Annotated in this window: 16 protein-coding genes; 4 read left to right on the forward strand and 12 right to left on the reverse strand. The window is 71.3% G+C overall.

The window, feature by feature from the left end; translation table 11 throughout:
• Window positions 1-31 precede the first annotated feature (31 nt).
• Window positions 32-649, forward strand: a complete 618-nt coding sequence (locus tag OG510_RS16375; protein WP_406137629.1) for a TetR/AcrR family transcriptional regulator — start codon at window positions 32-34, stop codon at window positions 647-649.
• Window positions 650-801: 152 nt separating this feature from the next.
• On the opposite strand, the gene OG510_RS16380 is transcribed toward OG510_RS16375, so the two are convergent.
• The gene (locus OG510_RS16380) at window positions 802-1,656 is read right to left on the reverse strand and encodes an MBL fold metallo-hydrolase (protein ID WP_406137630.1); all 855 of its coding nucleotides are present in this window, start codon (window positions 1,654-1,656) and stop codon (window positions 802-804) included.
• 207 nt (window positions 1,657-1,863) lie between these two features.
• A complete protein-coding gene (locus tag OG510_RS16385; protein ID WP_406137631.1) occupies window positions 1,864-3,360 on the reverse strand; it encodes an MFS transporter in 1,497 nt (498 codons plus the stop codon).
• 150 nt (window positions 3,361-3,510) lie between these two features.
• Here OG510_RS16385 and OG510_RS16390 point away from each other — a divergent pair, with 150 nt between their 5' ends.
• A complete protein-coding gene (locus OG510_RS16390; RefSeq protein WP_406137632.1) occupies window positions 3,511-4,455 on the forward strand; it encodes a LysR family transcriptional regulator in 945 nt (314 codons plus the stop codon).
• A 34-nt stretch (window positions 4,456-4,489) separates the two neighbouring features.
• Here the strand turns inward: OG510_RS16390 and OG510_RS16395 are convergent, their stop codons facing one another.
• The 3 genes from OG510_RS16395 to OG510_RS16405 form a co-directional block, all read right to left on the reverse strand.
• Window positions 4,490-5,290, reverse strand: a complete 801-nt coding sequence (locus OG510_RS16395; RefSeq protein ID WP_406137633.1) for a BTAD domain-containing putative transcriptional regulator — start codon at window positions 5,288-5,290, stop codon at window positions 4,490-4,492.
• Between the two features lie 102 nt (window positions 5,291-5,392).
• Window positions 5,393-6,538 (reverse strand): IS701 family transposase, encoded by a 1,146-nt coding sequence (locus OG510_RS16400; protein WP_406137635.1) that lies wholly within the window; start codon window positions 6,536-6,538, stop codon window positions 5,393-5,395.
• A 317-nt stretch (window positions 6,539-6,855) separates the two neighbouring features.
• Complete coding sequence (locus tag OG510_RS16405) at window positions 6,856-7,488, reverse strand: TetR family transcriptional regulator (protein WP_406137636.1); 633 nt, start codon at window positions 7,486-7,488, stop codon at window positions 6,856-6,858.
• A 134-nt stretch (window positions 7,489-7,622) separates the two neighbouring features.
• On the opposite strand from OG510_RS16405, the gene OG510_RS16410 reads away from it, so the two are divergent.
• On the forward strand, window positions 7,623-8,393 hold the full coding sequence (locus OG510_RS16410) for an SDR family NAD(P)-dependent oxidoreductase (protein WP_406137638.1): 771 nt from the start codon (window positions 7,623-7,625) through the stop codon (window positions 8,391-8,393).
• Between the two features lie 99 nt (window positions 8,394-8,492).
• On the opposite strand, the gene OG510_RS16415 is transcribed toward OG510_RS16410, so the two are convergent.
• Window positions 8,493-9,224 carry an HAD family phosphatase gene (locus tag OG510_RS16415; RefSeq protein WP_406137640.1) on the reverse strand — a complete coding sequence of 244 codons (732 nt, stop codon included), beginning with the start codon at window positions 9,222-9,224 and terminating at the stop codon, window positions 8,493-8,495.
• On the reverse strand, window positions 9,217-9,885 hold the full coding sequence (locus OG510_RS16420) for a ScbR family autoregulator-binding transcription factor (protein WP_406137641.1): 669 nt from the start codon (window positions 9,883-9,885) through the stop codon (window positions 9,217-9,219). The genes OG510_RS16415 and OG510_RS16420 overlap by 8 nt, the downstream gene beginning before the upstream one ends.
• A gap of 117 nt (window positions 9,886-10,002) precedes the next feature.
• Between OG510_RS16420 and OG510_RS16425 the strand changes: the two genes are divergently transcribed.
• Window positions 10,003-10,932 carry a ScbA/BarX family gamma-butyrolactone biosynthesis protein gene (locus OG510_RS16425; RefSeq protein ID WP_406137642.1) on the forward strand — a complete coding sequence of 310 codons (930 nt, stop codon included), beginning with the start codon at window positions 10,003-10,005 and terminating at the stop codon, window positions 10,930-10,932.
• Here OG510_RS16425 and OG510_RS16430 read toward each other — a convergent pair.
• The 5 genes from OG510_RS16430 to OG510_RS16450 all read right to left on the reverse strand — a co-directional run bounded on the left by OG510_RS16430 (window position 10,892) and on the right by OG510_RS16450 (window position 16,114).
• On the reverse strand, window positions 10,892-11,659 hold the full coding sequence (locus OG510_RS16430) for an HAD family hydrolase (RefSeq protein ID WP_406137644.1): 768 nt from the start codon (window positions 11,657-11,659) through the stop codon (window positions 10,892-10,894). The genes OG510_RS16425 and OG510_RS16430 overlap by 41 nt on opposite strands.
• 60 nt (window positions 11,660-11,719) lie before the next feature.
• Complete coding sequence (locus OG510_RS16435; protein ID WP_406137645.1) at window positions 11,720-13,540, reverse strand: 3-hydroxyacyl-CoA dehydrogenase family protein; 1,821 nt, start codon at window positions 13,538-13,540, stop codon at window positions 11,720-11,722.
• 31 nt (window positions 13,541-13,571) lie between these two features.
• Window positions 13,572-14,537 (reverse strand): aldo/keto reductase, encoded by a 966-nt coding sequence (locus OG510_RS16440; RefSeq protein WP_406137646.1) that lies wholly within the window; start codon window positions 14,535-14,537, stop codon window positions 13,572-13,574.
• A gap of 81 nt (window positions 14,538-14,618) precedes the next feature.
• Window positions 14,619-15,860 (reverse strand): beta-ketoacyl-[acyl-carrier-protein] synthase family protein, encoded by a 1,242-nt coding sequence (locus tag OG510_RS16445; protein WP_406137647.1) that lies wholly within the window; start codon window positions 15,858-15,860, stop codon window positions 14,619-14,621.
• Window positions 15,857-16,114: an acyl carrier protein gene (locus OG510_RS16450; RefSeq protein ID WP_406137648.1), complete on the reverse strand. Its 258-nt coding sequence runs from the start codon at window positions 16,112-16,114 to the stop codon at window positions 15,857-15,859. Before OG510_RS16450 ends, OG510_RS16445 begins: the two co-directional genes overlap by 4 nt.
• Window positions 16,115-16,136 lie beyond the last annotated feature (22 nt).

Consider the following 16,136-nt stretch of genomic DNA (forward strand, 5'->3'; position numbering starts at 1 on the left):
GACTGTAGCACTACCCGGAGGTCCCTCCGTTTTGACTGCGCCCGAACCGCCGCCCCCCGGCCCCCCGGCCGGCCGCCCCACCGGCGACCGACCGGCCCGCGCCGACGCCCGGCGCAACCGCGAAAAGCTCATCGCCGCCGCCCGGACCGCCTTCACGGCATCCGACGACAAGGTGGCGCTCGAAGCCGTCGCCCGCGACGCCGGGGTCGGCATCGGCACGCTCTACCGCCACTTCCCCACCCGCGAAGCACTCGTCGAAGCCGTCTACGCCGCCGAACTCGACAACGTCACGGCCGACGCCCCCGCCCTGCTCGCCGAACTCTCGCCCGAGGCCGCGCTCCGCGCCTGGATGGACCGGTACGCGGCGTTCGTCGCGACGAAGCGCGGAATGATCGACACGCTCCGCGCAGGCTGGGCGTCGGGGACCATGGCGACACCGACGACACGCGAACGCATCACCGCCGCGATCGCGACGATCCTCACCGAGGGGGCACGAACGGGCTCGTTCCGCACGGATGTCGCCCCCGATGACATCACCGCACTGCTCCTCGGAGCCTTCCTCTCCACGGCGACGGACGACAGCCCGGCCCGGATCACCAGACTCCTCGACCTGATCGTCGACGCACTGCGCCCACGCGACGGCCGATAGACCCGGTGCCGAGCCGCGAGCGAGGACGAGAGGGCAGGGGAAAGCCCCGGTCCCAGGGGGTGGAGCCGGGGCTTTCGTAAGAGATCTTCGCCGCGGATCAGGCGGGGCGACCCGCGCGGGGCTGCCAGGGCCGTACGGTGCAGGTGCCGGGGTCATACGGGAAACCAGTCGGCCCCCTCCCCCTGCCTGTCCGCCACGACCCGGCCGAAGACGACGTCCGCGAAGTGGATGCCGAAGCCGATGGTGTGCGGCTCCTGGAGTTCGGCGATCAGACGGCGACGGTGGCGTTCCGACTGGGCCGGGTCGCTGTCGGACGCCGTGAACCACTCCGGGTGCCTGACCTGGAGCGGGGAGTGCAGCGCGTCCCCGAACGCGAGCAGCCGCTCGCCCCTGGACGTGATGGAGAAGCCGGTGTGGCCCGCGGTGTGTCCGGGCAGCGCCAGGGCCCGCACGCCGGGGAAGACCTCCTCGCCGGGAACCACGAGCCGCATGCGGCGCTCCACGGCGGCCGCCGCTTCCGCCGAGAGGCCCGGCACCTGGCGGCGGTTCTCCCACTCGCTCTTGGGCACCGCGAAGACGGCCCGGGTGAAGATCGGCGGGACGGTGCACGCCCAGCCGATGTGGTCGGTGTGCAGGTGGGTGAAGGCCACGACCTCGATGTCGTCGGGCCGCGGCCCGAGCTTCGCCAGGTTGTCGAGGAGCGAGCCGCCGTGCACCGTACCGATGTACGGATGGCCGGGGTCCTCCGGGGCGGAGTGCGGGCCGAAACCCGCGTCGATCAGCAGGGCACGGGGGCCGTCCTGGACGAGCAGGCCGCCCGTGTTGGCGACCAGCCTGGCGGTGTCGTTGAGGTAGGCGCCGTACGGTGGCCAGGGCCCGGCCACGGCCTGCGGCGTCGGCCCCGACGGCTTGAGGAGCATGGCGCCGTCGGGTACGTAGCTGACCGTGAAGTCACCCACCTGCACGGAACACACGGCCGAGGGCCTGCGCAGTCTCCTGTCGTTCACCGTCGGTCTCCTAGTGAAGGGCGTGGGCAGCCGTGGGTGGGGTACCGCGGCGGGACGCGAATGGGTCGAGGGGCCGCTGGGGGGGCAACGGACCCCGAAGGGCGCGTCCGTCCGCCGGGGGGATGCGGAAGGACGCGCCGTGCCCTCGTCGGCGCACTGCGACAGTGCCCGTGGGCGTCGTACGCGTAGGGCGCGCGAGGGTGATTTCTAGGCAGCGGTCCGCTTGCGCAGCATGGTTGCCGCCAGGGCGGAGCCCACGAGGGCGATGATGCCCGCGGTCACCATGCCCGCGTGCAGTCCGCCCAGCGTCGCGGTGGCGTCCGGTGCCGAACCGCCCGCGAGGGAGGCGGTGCGCGCCGCGGCGATGGCGCTGAGGCCCGCGACGCCGATGGCCGCCACGTACTGCGGCAGCTGCGACAGGCCGCCGACGACGCCCTGGTCCTCCTCGCTGACGCCCGTCGTCATCACCGTGATGAAGGAGACGACGCTGAAGACGTGACCGAGACCCATGACCGAGGACGTGACGATGAGGGCCGGCACATTGACGTGCTCCGGCAGGGCGAACATCGCGGCGGTGCCGATTCCCTGGATGAGCAGGCCGGCCGCCAGCACCCTGGCGCCGCCGAACCGACCGAGGAGACGGGCGACGTACATGCCGCCGAGCATCGCTGCCGCACCCTCACCGAGGTAACTCAGACCGGCCTGCAGCGGCGTGAAGTTGAGGACGTCCTGCATGTAGAGGCTCAGCAGGACGGTGGTGCCGGCGCACATGCCGAAGGTGACCACACCGAACAGGCCGGCCCACTTGATGGTGGGGCGGTTGAGGATGGTCAGCGGGATCAGCGGCTCCGGGTGGCGCCGCTCGACCAGCAGGAACCCGCCGAGCAGAACCAGGCCGCCGACAATGCAGCCGAGCGAGTCCGCACGGACCCAGCCCTTGTCGCCGCCGGTGGAGATGCCGTAGACGAGGCCGAACAGACCGAGCGTGGCGAGGACAGCGCCGGGGATGTCCATGCGCTTGGCCGCGACGGACTCGCGCATCACCGGCAGCACGAGGGCTCCGGCCAGGGCGATGGCGCCCATGATGCACAGCACGACCATGGTCCAGCGCCAGCTGAAGCCGCTGGTGATGACGCCGCCGCCGAGCGCGCCGAGCACGAAGCCGAGCGACATGACGGCGCCGTTGAGGCCGAGGGCGCGGGCGCGCTGCGGGCCCTGGGGGAAGTAACCGGTCATGAGGGCGATGGCGGCCGGGGCGATCATCGCGGCGGCGGCACCCTGGCCGACGCGGGTGGCGATCAGGACTCCGGGGGTGTTGGCGAGGGCGGCACCCAGAGAGAACAGGGTGAACAGCGCCACACCCAGCGTGAACAGCTTCTTGCGGCCCACCAGGTCGGCGACACGGGCGAACAGCGGCAGCAGGCTCGCGGAAGGCAGCAGGCTCGCGGTGGCGACCCACTGCAGGGTGCCGGGCGAGGAGAAGCCGAGGCTGTTGCCGATGTCGGGGAGAGCCACGGTGACGATGGAGAAGTCCAGGCCGCACATGAAGGTCGCGCAGCACAGCGTGATCAGCACCAGCCAGTCCCGCATACCGAACGCGGCGGACGACGTGACTTCGGTCCCGCCCGCGTCGGCGACGGGCGGTGGCGGTACCGGGACCTCGTGTGCGGTCTCGGTCGGGGGAGAAGACTCGGTGACGGTCATCAGGGGTCCCTTCGTTGGTGATCGGGCCTGACCAGCATCGATTCGCGGACCCTGCGCAACAAGAACGATCTGTGCAACGATCGATTCGCCGGGCTCATCGTTCGAGGTGAGCGATGCGATGAGGGACAAGAGGCCGAGGACGGGGAGGACATGGAACGCCAGGAGATCGAGATTTTCCTGACGCTGGCGGAGGAACTGCACTTCGGCCGGACCGCCGAGCGCGTGGGTGTCTCGCAGAGCCGCGTCAGCCAGACCATCGCCCGGCTCGAACGCCGCATCGGTGCGAAGCTGTTCGAGCGCAGCAGCCGGCATGTGACGACGACGGCCATCGGCGAGCAGCTGAGGGACGGCATAGGCCCCGCTCAGCGCCGTATCGAGGAGGAGATCGCCAAGGCCACAGCGGCCGGCCGGGGGATCACCGGCACGCTGCGGATCGGTTTCTCCGGGGCGTTCACCGGCCATCTGCTGCACAGTGCCGCAGAGGCGTTCGGTCGCCGCCATCCGGGCGTGGACGTACAGATCCGGCAGGTGCAGATCTCCGACCCCTACGGGCCGCTGCGCGCCGGCGACATCGACCTCCAGGTCACGGAACTCCCGGTCGCCGAGGCCGACTTGACGACCGGATCGGTTCTGCTGTCGCAGCCGCGCGTACTGCTGATGCCGTCCACGCACCCGTTCGCGCGGCGCGAGTCACTGAGCGTGGAGGATCTCGCGGAGGCCACTTTGCTGACGGTGACCAGCCCCGTACCGGCCCACTGGCTCGACCATCACTTCCCGCGGCAGACGCCGTCGGGGCGGCCCATTCCGCACGGCCAGGCGATCACGCACTGGGAGGACGCACTGTCGCTGGTCCTCGCGGGAAAAGGGGTGACGCCGGTGGCGGCCGCGGGAGCGCGCTACTACGCGCGACCGGGGCTGGTGTTCCGGCCGTTCACCGATGCCCCCCGCATCGAGTACGCGTTGGTCTGGCCCACCGACCACGAGACGGGCCGGCTGCGCGCGTTCGTGGCGGCCGCTGTGGAGCATGTCCGCTCACTGGGCGGCCCCACCAGGGCGATGGACACCCTGTGGGAGTCCGGCGGCGACGGCCGCTGAGCCGTCGGCATGTCCGGGATCGCGCGTGCGGGGGTCAGCGCATGACCCCGACGGCAGACAGGTAGCGCTGGTCGGGGCGGTCCTGGAGCATCACATGGTGCAGGGACCTGGTGGTCGGCGACGGGGTGATGCCGAGGTCGTTGCTCATCCGCAGACGCAGCGAGTGGTAGACGTCGAGCGCCGCCGCCCTGCGGCCCGAGGCGTACAGGGCGCGCATCAGCTGGGTGTGCACGTTCTCGTGGTACGGATGCTCCTCGACGAGGCCCACGGCCTCGCCGACCGCCTCCTGGAACCGGCCGCTCAGCAGCAGCGCGTCGACCCGCACTTCGCGGGCCGCCAAGTGGGCTTCCCGCAACACCCTTGTCTGCGAGGCGAGTTGGCTGCCCAGCTGCACATTGCAGAATGGCGTACCCCGCCACATCGCCAGGGCGCTGCCGAGCACACCGGTGGCGCGCTGCGCCTCGCGGGCCTCCATCAGGCCGCGGGCCTCCAGGACCAGCCGCTCGAAGTGAGGGCGGTCCCATTCGGTGTCGGCGAGCTTCAGTACGTAGCCGTTGCCGTCGGTGACGAGGCGTTCCTCCGCGATGTCGCGGGCGGTTGTCGCGGTGGCGGCTGCCAGGGTCTTGCGGATGGAGCCGATGTACGTCTGCAGCGCGGTGGTCGCGGTACGGGGAGGTTCACAGCCCCACACCTCGTTCAGCAGCGTCGGGACGGAGACCCTGCGGTTGGCTCTCGCCAGGAGCAGGGCGAGTACCTGGCGTTGTTTGGGCGCGGTGGGTGTGATGTCGCGGCCCTGCTCGTGGACGTCGATCGGACCAAGGAGACGGAACTCCACAGCCCCTCCCTCGTGATGGACGCGCTGTCCGTGTCTATGACAGCGGCTGGGCGAACAGGTGAACAGGTGGGTCCGGACGTCCCGCGGCACTGCGGGACGTCGCTATGGCGCGATGCGGTGCTGTGCGCGCGGGCACACGTCGTGGCCCAGCCTGCGATGGGCAGACGCGGCGGAGACCAGCGTCGCGTGACGGTGCCAGCCGGCGTAGGAGCGGCCCGCGAAGTCGTGCAGTCCGAGTTCGGCCTCGGCGGAGCCGATCCGCGCCGCGGTACGGGCGGCGATGAGCGCACCGGCCTGCGAGTGCCGCGCGGGGGGCAGATTGGTAAGCCAGGCCCGGTCGGGCCGCACGGGCGACGAAGCCCATTCGCCGACCAGCAGGCATGCGCGGGGGCCGCCTGACAGGGGAACCAGCGCGGGCAGTGCGTTGAAACGGGGGCGAGCAGCTGTCGCCTGAGCGCCGGTGCACAGGGGTGCGTGCGGACGGAGCAGAGTACGTGCGGTCTCCAGACGCGGCACGAAGCCCGGTTCCGGGGAGGGTGCGAGGGCGAGGCGGAGGGTGTCGGGCACGGCGACGATCCACTCATGGCCGCGCTCTTCGAGCCCCTCGACAAGGAGTTCGGCATCAAGGTGACCCTCCGGGTCGACGACGACGGGCGGGGCCCTGTGCACGGTCCGCGCGAGGCGGTCGACCAGGGCCAGACAGAGATCCGCGGCCGAGGTGTAGGGCATGGGGCCGGGGATGTGGGCCTGCTCGCGCAGCCGGGCTTCCCCGGCCCGGTCACGCGGCAGATACAGCTGCCAGTCGACGGAGATGTCACCGAGTGCCGTACTGAGGAACGCCCCCAGCGCCAGTTGACAGTTGACGGTACGTCCGAGAGCGGGCACGAAGCGCCGGTGGACTCCGGCGGCGAGGCTGCCCCGCTTGGGGATGACCAGGGGAGCCAGGGTCCAGGCACGGACCGGTGTGTGTTCGGCGACCCAGTGGGCGAGTTCGGCGCGGACCGGACGCCAGGACCAGGGGCTGACGTTGACGAACTGCTGCAGCGACTGGGAGGCGGTCGGGGACGGGGTGACGGAGGCGGCGATGCGCCGGAGCGACTTCTTGCCCGGGGTGACCAGTAAGCCCTTCAGGTAGACCTCGGCCCATCGGCGCTGATCGGCCCGCGGGAGATGGGCGAAGAGCCGGTGGGCACCCGGCACGGAAGCCGCTTCGGCGGTCCGTGTGAGGTCGCTGGGCATCCGGTCCATGGGGGCAGGGCTCCTCTCCTGTCGGGCGGGCACTGAAAGCCACTCCAGAAATATAGCGAACGTTCTCTATTTTTCTAGCCCGGATTCCCGGGAACCGGCGGGAAGGAGAAGGGAGCGGCAGCACCCCGTGCCACCGGCAGGCCCCTGAGCTGGGAACAGGCGGGAGACGGGATACGCGGAGAGAACGTCGAATATTTCGCACGGACGGCGGGGGCCCGGGGCCGCATGAGCGGTCCGCGTACGGCGCGTGCCCGGAGGGGTGCATTCCGTAGAGGTGTGGAAGCGCCAGGAGCCCACCGTGGAGCGGACGTTGACGGTCAGTCTTCGGCGGGAAGCGAGGAACGCGTGCCCGGGCGGAGCGGCTCGGCGGTGGAGACGAGAACCGTCAGCGCCTGGAGCGCCTGCACCAGCTCGCCCTGGGACTCGCCGCCTGTGGCGTCCCGCAGGGCGTCCCGGGCGGTGGCGGTGGCCTCGAAGCCGGCGAGCACGTAGGTGAGAAGCGCAGTGGCGGAGGACGGGGTGAGCGCGGAGTCGCGGTACTTCTCGGGCCACTCACGCACGAGGCCCTCGCGGACCTGGGGGGCCCAGGAGGCATACCAGTTGGACTCGGCGCCCCTGCCCTCGCGGGTGAACCGGGCGGCGGCCCTGATGCTCGGGGTGGTCTTCAGCGCCGCGGCGAGGGCCAGGGCCCCGCCGAGTACGCCCTGCAGCCCGGGGGCGCTCTCCGCGCCGTGCATCACCTCGCGCGTAGCGGCGGCCCCGGCTCCCTGGACCGCGTCGGCCAGGGCGTGCTTGGAGGAGAAGTGGAAGGTCAGGGCGCCCATGGTGACACCGGCCGACCTGACGATTCCGAGCAGGGAGGTGCCGGCGTATCCGTGCGCGGCGAACTCGGCGGCAGCGGCCTCGATGAGCCGTTGCCGGGTCTGTTCCGCTCTTTCCTGGCGTGCCATGAATCCACCGTAGGTCAAGGGTTTCCCAAGAACGCCTCATGCGAAGGACCCGGAACGTTCTTGGCAGGTCGGTCGGTATCGAGGGATGAGATAACGCCTCCCGGCCCTTCGGATCGGCTGCTTGACTGCCGGTCATGACGGAGAACGCACGCAATATGGACGGCCGGGTAGTGATGATCACGGGGGCTTCGTCGGGCATAGGCGCGGCGGCGGCACGGCTGTTCGCCGCCCATGACGCGCCTGTGGTCCTCATGGCCCGGCGGCAGCAGCAACTCGACGCGCTGGTGGAGGAGATCGAAACAGCAGGAGGGCAGGCGGCAGCCGTTCCCGGTGATGTGCGCCGCGGTGAGGACGTGGAGCGGGCGGTGGAGACCGCCCTGGAACGCTTCGGCCGACTGGACGCCGCCTTCAACAACGCGGGGCACGCCACGCTCGGCCAGGATCTGCACGAGACACCCGACGACGACTTCGACGCCGTGATCGACGTGAACGTACGCGGTGTGTGGAACTGCATGCGCCACCAGATCAGAGCCATGCTCCGCACGGGCGGGGGGTCCATCGTCAATACCGCGAGCACGGCAGGGCTCATCGCCACCGGTGTCGGCGCACCCTATGTCGCCGCCAAGCACGCGGTGATCGGGCTGACCAAGGCGGCCGCATCCGAGTACGGGACACGCGGCATCCGCGTCAACGCCCTCGCGGTGGGCAGCACACTGACCGAGATGATGGAGTCCGTCATCGACCAGGCGCCGGGCATCGAGAAGAAGTTCTTCGCGCGCGCCATCCAGCAGCGCTTCGCCGATCCGGCCGAGGTGGCAGAGGCCGCGATGTGGCTGTGCGGTGACGCCTCGTCCTTCGTGACCGGCGCGACCGTGCCCGTCGACGGCGGGGTCCTGGCCGTCTGACCGGGCAGTTCCGGTCCGGTCGGACGGACCCCGGGATCCTCCGGCCGTACGGCGTCCTGGGTGGCGGCCCGGCCGGGCCGCCACCCAGGACGCCCGGCCTCACACTCCGGCGCGTGCAGGCTCCTCGCGCGCTCCGCGGCCCTCCCAGACCGTGCCGGACGCCGCCTCTCCGTCCAGCGTGCGCAGCAGCGCGTCGTCGATCTCGTGCAAGGAACCGACGAGGTGGCGCACCCCGGCCTCGCGCATCAACTCGGCCTGATGGCTGTGCTCGAAGGTGCTGGGGTGGCCGATGAACGGCACGTCGAGCGCCCTGGCGGCCTCCGCCACGCGCGCCACGTCGTCGATGAAGAGCACCTCGCCGTGGTCGAGGCCGAAGTGCGCGGTGATCTCCTTGAGACCGGGGCGCACCTCATTGGTGCAGATGTACCGCGGATCGGCGAACAGGTCGGTGTACGGGCCGAGATGCTCGTCGAAGTGCGACTTGCCGAGGCCGCCGTAGCAGACGGCCGGAAGACCCGCGTCGCGCAGCCGTTCCAGCAGGGCGACCGCGCCTTCCATGAGCTCCACGGGGTGGTCGGCGAGATAGGCGGCACGCTCGGCGAAGTACGCGTCGAGGGCCTGCTCCCCCGTCAGATCCTGTGGTACCGAGTCCGCCAATGCCTGGCCGGCGACGGCCTGGCGCTGGGAGAACACCCGCCGTTCGACATCGGCGGAGTAGTCGGCGCCCCGGCTGGTGACGAACCGGTGGATCAGCGGGCTGAAGGTGTCGGTGAGCAGGATCCCGTCGATGTTGACGGCGGCGAGCCGCAGCCGGCGGAGCGGATCAGGCACGGCTGCCCTCCTGGTCCTGTGCGTCAAGTGTGCTCCTCCAGAGGGACTGTGCGCGCTCCCGGCTGTTCTCGATCGCGTCGAAGGCCCGCTCCGTGGCGATGCCGGGCAGCAGCAGATTCCACATGTTGACCGTGCGCCGCGGCAGATCGGCACGCTTGCAGACGACCTGTGCGTACTCCTGCAGCCCGGTGCACGCACCGACCACGAACTCGGCCATGTCGCCGAGCCGCACGTGCTCCCGCAGCTCGCCGGCCTCGCGGGCGGCTTCGAGGCACTCCTCGAAGCTGCCGGCCCAGACTGCGTAGGGCGAGGCATCCTGGACGCCGAACGTGGCCTGTTCGCTCGTCAGGCGCACACCCGCCCGCAGCAGCGGATCGGCCTGCAGGGAGTGCGACCAGATCAGCGTGATGTCCACCATGCGCTGAAGTCCGCTGGACGGCACATGAGGCTCGATGGCGGTGCGCTGGGCGCGCATCACCTCGACTGCGAGATCCTGTTTGTTCTTGAAATGGAAGTAAAGAGCCCCCGCCGTCACGCCCGCCCGGCCAAGAATCTTGTTGATCCCCGCGCCGGCATAGCCGTACTCGTCAAAAACCTCGGCCGCAGCCCTCAGAAGCTGCTCCCGGGTCTGAACTGCGCGTTCCTGCTTCGGTACTGCCATGGCACGCCCCGGTCTCGACAAAAAAAAGAACGCCCTCTATGTTACTGGCTGCGGCGCCGATCCGCCACCGCCTCGGGGGCAGTGCGGGCAGCGCTCACTGACACAGGGGGAACACAAATGAACGACATGGCTTCGTCGATCGTTTCGAGAGCGGCTCACATAGCAAAGGACCTCGTCCACAAACACGACGCGTCACAGGTGCTCCTGACGGACCTGCACCGCACCGGCGAGGACGAGTTCCTGATCACCGCGGACTGGACGGACACCAGCCGGCTGACGCGCACCGAGGACAACCGCCGCGACGCCGCGGTGCTGCTGACCGAGACGATCCGGCAGACCTTCCCGCTGCTCGCACACGCGAGTTACGACGTCCCCTTCGGCCACCACCTGCTGTGGGACGAGTACCGCTACGCCCTGCACTTGGACGCGCTCAACTCCGGCGGCGCGAGCGGCCGGCCCGAGCTGTACATCAAGTGCCATGACATCGTGCGCCGCCGCGGCCGTGTCGGTGGCCTGTCGCTCGACATCACCGTGGTGTGCGACGGCCGCCGACTGGCCACCGCTTACACCCGGTTCAACATCCAGCCCCCCGCGATCTACCAGCGTCTGCGCGGGACCCGCGCCGACTCCGCCGCGATGCTGGAGCTGGCCCGCAGCCGTCCGCTGCCGCCGCCGGTCTCCGGAGCCAGCGAGGAGTTCCGCGACGCCGTCCTCTCGCCCACAGCGGAGCGCGACCGCTGGCAGTTGCGGGTCGACACGCACCACCCGATGTACTTCGACCACCCGAGCGACCACGTGCCCGGCATCCTGCTCCTGGAGGCGGCCAAGCAGGCGGCCCGTGCCGCGCGGCACCCGCGGGCGGGCGTCACCGAGGCGATGGAGACGGTCTTCCACCGCTACGTCGAGCTCGACAGCCCCTGCCGGGTGGACGCCCAGTCGCTGCCGGACGATCAGCAGGGACGCGCCAGAATTCTGGTGACGATGCATCAGAACGACGCCCTCTGCTTTACCGCGCTGGTGTCGGTCGCCAAGACCGCGGCCCCCTGAGGGCCCGGTCCTCGACGGGCTCGGCGCTCCGTACTCCGGGCAGCGTGGCCCCGCCCGTCCGCGTGACGTGGGCCCCGAGGGTCAGGTCGCCGCCGACCGCCACCGGGCGTCCCACGGAACGCAGGAGGTCCAGGTCCGAGGCGTGGTCGCCGTAGGCGGCGGCACGCGACGCGGGTATCGCGTGCCGCGCCATCAGCTCCCGCGCGAGACGTCCCTTCTCCGGTCCGATGGCGGCACGTGCCAGATGGCCCGTGAAGTAGCCACCCACGATCTCCGGCTCGCTGCACAGGATCACGTCCGCGCCCAGGTGCTCCGCCAGGGGCTCCAGGCACGGCCGGAACGAGCCCGAGACCAGTGCGATCAGTGCGCCGTCACGGCGGTGGCGGCGGAGCGCGTCGACTGCGGGCCGGTGCAGGAGCGTGCCGCGGGCCAGCTCCGCGGCGAACCAGGCGCGGCCGTGCGCGTACACCTCCTCCCGCGGCCGCCCCGCGAAGAGCCGGTAGTACTCGCAGTTGGTCCGCTGCCGCGAGACGCCGGCGGCGGCCCGCTCGCGCAGGTTGCCGGCGGCCTCGGTGTACGCGGAGGCCGGCAGCCCGCGCTCGCGGTAGTGGAACTCCAGAAAACTGAACATGCTCTTGACGGTGATCAGTGTCTCGTCGACGTCGAAGAGGGCGATGTCGACGGCGGAACATGTGGTCGGTTCGGATGAGCCGGGGACTTCGGGCATGTCATACGCCTTCCGTGCGGGGGCGGAGCGGGGGGACAGGAAGCGGCGGGGTGTACGGCGTCAGACGGCCACGGCGGAGGCAGCGGCGGCTTCAGCGGCACGCGCCGTCAGATAGGCGCGAACGCCCTTGCCGGATGTCTTGCGGCCCAGATGGTCTGTGGCGACCAGCTGTTCCAGCAGCGGTACGGGGGCCTGCGCCCTGCGCCGCGGGTCCTGGTGGAGCCGGCGCTGCACCTCCAGGGCCACGTCGGCGCCGATGGTGTCCAGCAGCCGCGCAGGGCCCAGGGGCTGTCCCGCCACGGACTTGACGGTCAGGTCGAGCGCCGCCGGTGTCGTCGTTCCCGCGTCCAGGAGGTCCAGCGCCTGGTTCAGATAGGGGAAGAGCAGGGCGTTGACGATGAAGCCCGTCCGGTCGCCGCACTCCACGGTCTCCTTGCCGAGCCGCTCGACGAGCGCACGGGCCCGGGCCATGGTGTGTGCGCTGGTGCGCTCGCCCGGCACCAGCTCCACGAGGGGCATCAGGGACGCGGGGTTGAAGAAGTGCAGACCCAGGACGTGCGCGGGTCGGCCCGCGGTCTCGGTGCAGGCGCCCACCGACAGGCTCGACGAGGACGTGGCGAGCACCGTGTTCGGCGCGCACACCCTCCCCAGCTCGGCGAAGAGCCGCCGCTTCACCTCCAGGTCCTCCACAACCGCCTCCACGACGATGTCCGCGCCGGACAGCACGGACCGGTCGCTCGTGGCGGTCCAGCGGGGCGGGTCGTCCTGCGGTCCGGTGTCGTCGGCACCGGCGGCCGCAGAGCGCTGGAGCGCGAATCCGATGCGCTCGGCAGCGTCGGCGGCCTTCTCTTCCGACCTGGCGAGCAGCGTGGTGCGGAATCCGCCGCGTGCGCAGACCTCGGCTATACCGGTGGCCATGGTGCCGGAGCCGACCACGACGACATTGCAGCCGGGGGGAGCGGTGGGCGCCACGGTCCGGCGGGGCGTCGGCTGTGCGCCGTGACGGTGGAAGCCGCGGCCCGTCTTGACACCCAGCGCGCCCTGCGCGACCAGTTCGTCGAGGACCGGCGCGGGCGCGCGGTGTCCGCCGCCGAGGTCGCCGAGGCGGGCGAGGATGTCGCGTGCGGTGTCCAGGCCGATCGCGTCGAGCGCGGCCAGCGGGCCCTCGCTCCATCCGCAGCCGAGCCGTACCGCCCTGTCCACGTCCGCTGCGCTCGCGTAGCCGTCGTGGACCATCCACGCGGCCTGGTTGAGGAGTCCGAGCAGCAGGCCCGGCGCGAAGGAGCCTGCCCGGTCGCCGACCTGGTGGGCCTTGATTCCCGCCGCCGAGAGGATCTCCCCGACACGGGCCGCCGCGGCGTCCGCCGCACGGGGGGCGCGGGCCAGCTCGACGGCGGCGAGAGCGTCGGCGCGCAGGAAGCGCAACGCGAACAGATCCGGACCCGCGGCGTCCTCGAGCTCCGCGAGTGGGGTGGTCAGCGCCGTGGTGAGGACGGGGGTTCCGGGGCGCAGATGCTCGCGCAGGGAGGCGAGGACGGCCCGTTTCAGAGCCGGCGGTTCCGGTACGGCCTCGATGACCAGGTCGGCGGCCGCGGCGCCCGCCGGAAACCGGGTCAGGGTACGGGGGCGCTCGCCGGGGCTCAGGAGCAGAGCCCCGGCCAGTGCGCCGGGGTCGTCGTCGATACCGATGACATCGAGCCCCGCGCGGGTCAGCCGGCGGGCGAGGGCGAGACCGGTACCGCCCAGCCCGACGACGGCCACGGTGAAGGGGTGCGGCGCGGCACCGGGGGTGAGGGCATGCTCGGGGGTGAGGGCATGCTCGGAGGTGGGGGTGTGCTCGGGGCTCAGATCGTGCTCGGGGGTGGCGGCGTGCTCATCCATGGTTCTGCTCCTGCCTTCGCGGATGGGGGCATCAGTAGCGGCTGCCGACGGCTGCGGGCGCGGCGTCCAGATCCGCCAGGTCCTGCGCGGTGAGGCGCAGTCCTGCCGCGGCCGTGTTGGCGGTCAGATAGCGCAGCTGCTTGGTGCCGGGGATGGGAATGACGTGGTCGCCCTGGGCGAGCGTCCAGGCCAGCGCGGCCTGGGCGGCCGTGGCGCCGTGCCGTGCGGCGACCTCTTCGACCGCCCTCACGATGCGCAGATTGATGGTGAACGCCTCGCTCCGGAAGCGCGGGTTGGTGGCGCGGAAGTCGCCGTCCTCGAAGTCGTCGGGCCGCTCGTAGCGGCCCGTCAGGAAGCCTCTGCCGAGCGGGGCGAAGGGAACGAACGCGGCGCCGTTGTCCGCGCACCAGCCGGCGATCCCCGTGTGCGGGTCGAGCGGGTCGCGGGTCCACAGGGACAGCTCGGACTGGACGGCCGATACGGGATGCGCGAGGTGCGCGGCGGTCGCCTGTTCCCGGGTCACCTCGGAGAGCCCGAGGTGACGGACCTTGCCCTGCCGCACCAGGTCGGACAGTGCGCCCCACGACTCGTCGAGCGGCACCGCGGGGTCGACCCGGTGCAGGTAGTAGAGGTCGATGGCGTCCACACCCAGCCGGCGCAGCGAGGCGTCGGCCGAGCGCCGGATGTGCTCGGGGGAACCGTCGCGGCTGAGGGTGCGGGTGGCGAGGTCGTCCACGACGATGCCGGTCTTGGTCGCCACGACCGCGTCCGCACGGCGTCCGGCTACGGCCTGCCCGACGAGAGTCTCGTTGTGTCCGCTGCCGTAGGCGTCGGCGGTGTCGATGAGAACAGGTCCGGAGTCCAGCGCGCGGCGGATCACCTCGACAGAGGCGGCGTCGTCGCGCTGGGACTCGGCATAGCCCCAGCTCATTCCCATGCAGCCGAGGCCGACGGGGCCGACTTCCGGTCCGGTGCTGCCGAGTTGACGCGTGTCCACGCGAATTCCTCTCCTGAATGCGGTACTTGGGGGGGGTTGGAACGAGGGTGCGGGGCCGGGGCGCCATTGCCCCGGCCCCGTTCAGGCGGCGGTGAGCACGAGGGCGGCGTTGTGACCGCCGAACCCGAGGGATGTACTGGCCGCGACGGTGATCCGCTGGTGCCTCGCCCGCCCGGTGATGACGTCGATGTCGACGTCGATCGAGGGGTCGAGCGACCCCACGTTGGCGGTGGGGGGCAGGGCACCGTGGTACAGCGCCAGAGCCGTGTACGCGGCCTCGACGGCACCGGCCGCGGCCAGCGTGTGGCCGGTGACCCCCTTGGTGGACGTCACCGCCGCACGGCTGCCGAGCACCGCATGCAGGGCACGGGCCTCGGTCAGATCGTTCATGGGGGTCGAGGTGCCGTGTGCGTTGACGTGCTCCACCTCGTCCGGGAGCACTCCCGCGTCGGTGAGGGCGCCCCGCAGGGCGCGGGCCAGGCCGGCGCCCTGCGGGTCGGGTGCGGTGGCGTGATGGGCGTCCGACGTCGCCGCGAACCCGGCGATGTCGGCGTAGCGGCGGGCGCCGCGGGCGGTGGCGTCCGCGTACCGTTCCAGTACGAGGATGCCCGCGCCCTCCCCCGCCACGAAGCCGTCCCGGTCGTGCGCGAAGGGCCGGGAAGCCGCGCCCGGGTCGTCCGTACGGCCCGAAAGGGCTCCCATCCGGGACAGGCCGTTGAGAGTGCCGGGGCTGATCGCCGCCTCGGTGCCGCCGGCCAGGACCACGTCGCACAGCCCGGACAGCAGCCACTCCCGGGCGGTGCCGATGGCCGACGCCCCGGACGCACAGGCCGTCGCGGTGACCAGGCTGGGGCCCTGGATGTGCTGGTCCATGGCCACGTACCCGGCGACCATGTTGACCATACTCATGGGGATCATCAGCGCCGACACGTCATCGGGTGTGCCCTCGGAGTAGGTCCGCAGCTGCTTCTCCAGCGTGGTGGCGCCGCCCAGCGAGTTCCCGATGACGACGCCCACCCGGGTGCCGTCCCAGGCACCGCTGTCGAGCCCCGCGTCGGCGACCGCCTGCCGGGCGCTCACGATGGCGAGCTGAGCGAACCGGTCCAGCTTCCAGGCGTTGCGCCGGCCCAGCTCGGCCGCGGCGTCGAAGCCGGGTACCCGGCAGGAGATGTCGACCCGCTCGCCCTTGAGTTCGGGATCGGTGGCGGCGGCGGACACCCCCGACAGGACGCGCTGCCAGTTGTCCCGGACGCCGATACCGGCGGGTGTGACGAGGCCGATTCCGGTGATCGCGATGCCACGCCCCCGGGCCGCCCCGCTCACGCCTGGGCCACCTTCGCGCTGATCACGGCGACCGCTTCGTCCAGCGTGAAGGACGACTTGAGCTCGCCCTCCAACAGGACGACGCCCATCCCCTTGCGCAGTATGAGGCTGAGCTCGACGAGTATCAGCGAGTCGATGTCCAGCTCGTCGAACGTGGCGCCGGACAGCAGCTCCGCCTCGTCGAGGCCGAACTTCTCGCTGATGAGGCCGGAGACCTGGTGCTTGAGGGAGTACTGAGTGGTGAGAGCAGTCATGACGAGCTCCTTCTGTATGTGT

The sequence above is a fragment of the Streptomyces sp. NBC_01089 genome (assembly GCF_045162975.1).
In the GTDB taxonomy this organism is placed as follows: Bacteria; Actinomycetota; Actinomycetes; order Streptomycetales; family Streptomycetaceae; genus Streptomyces.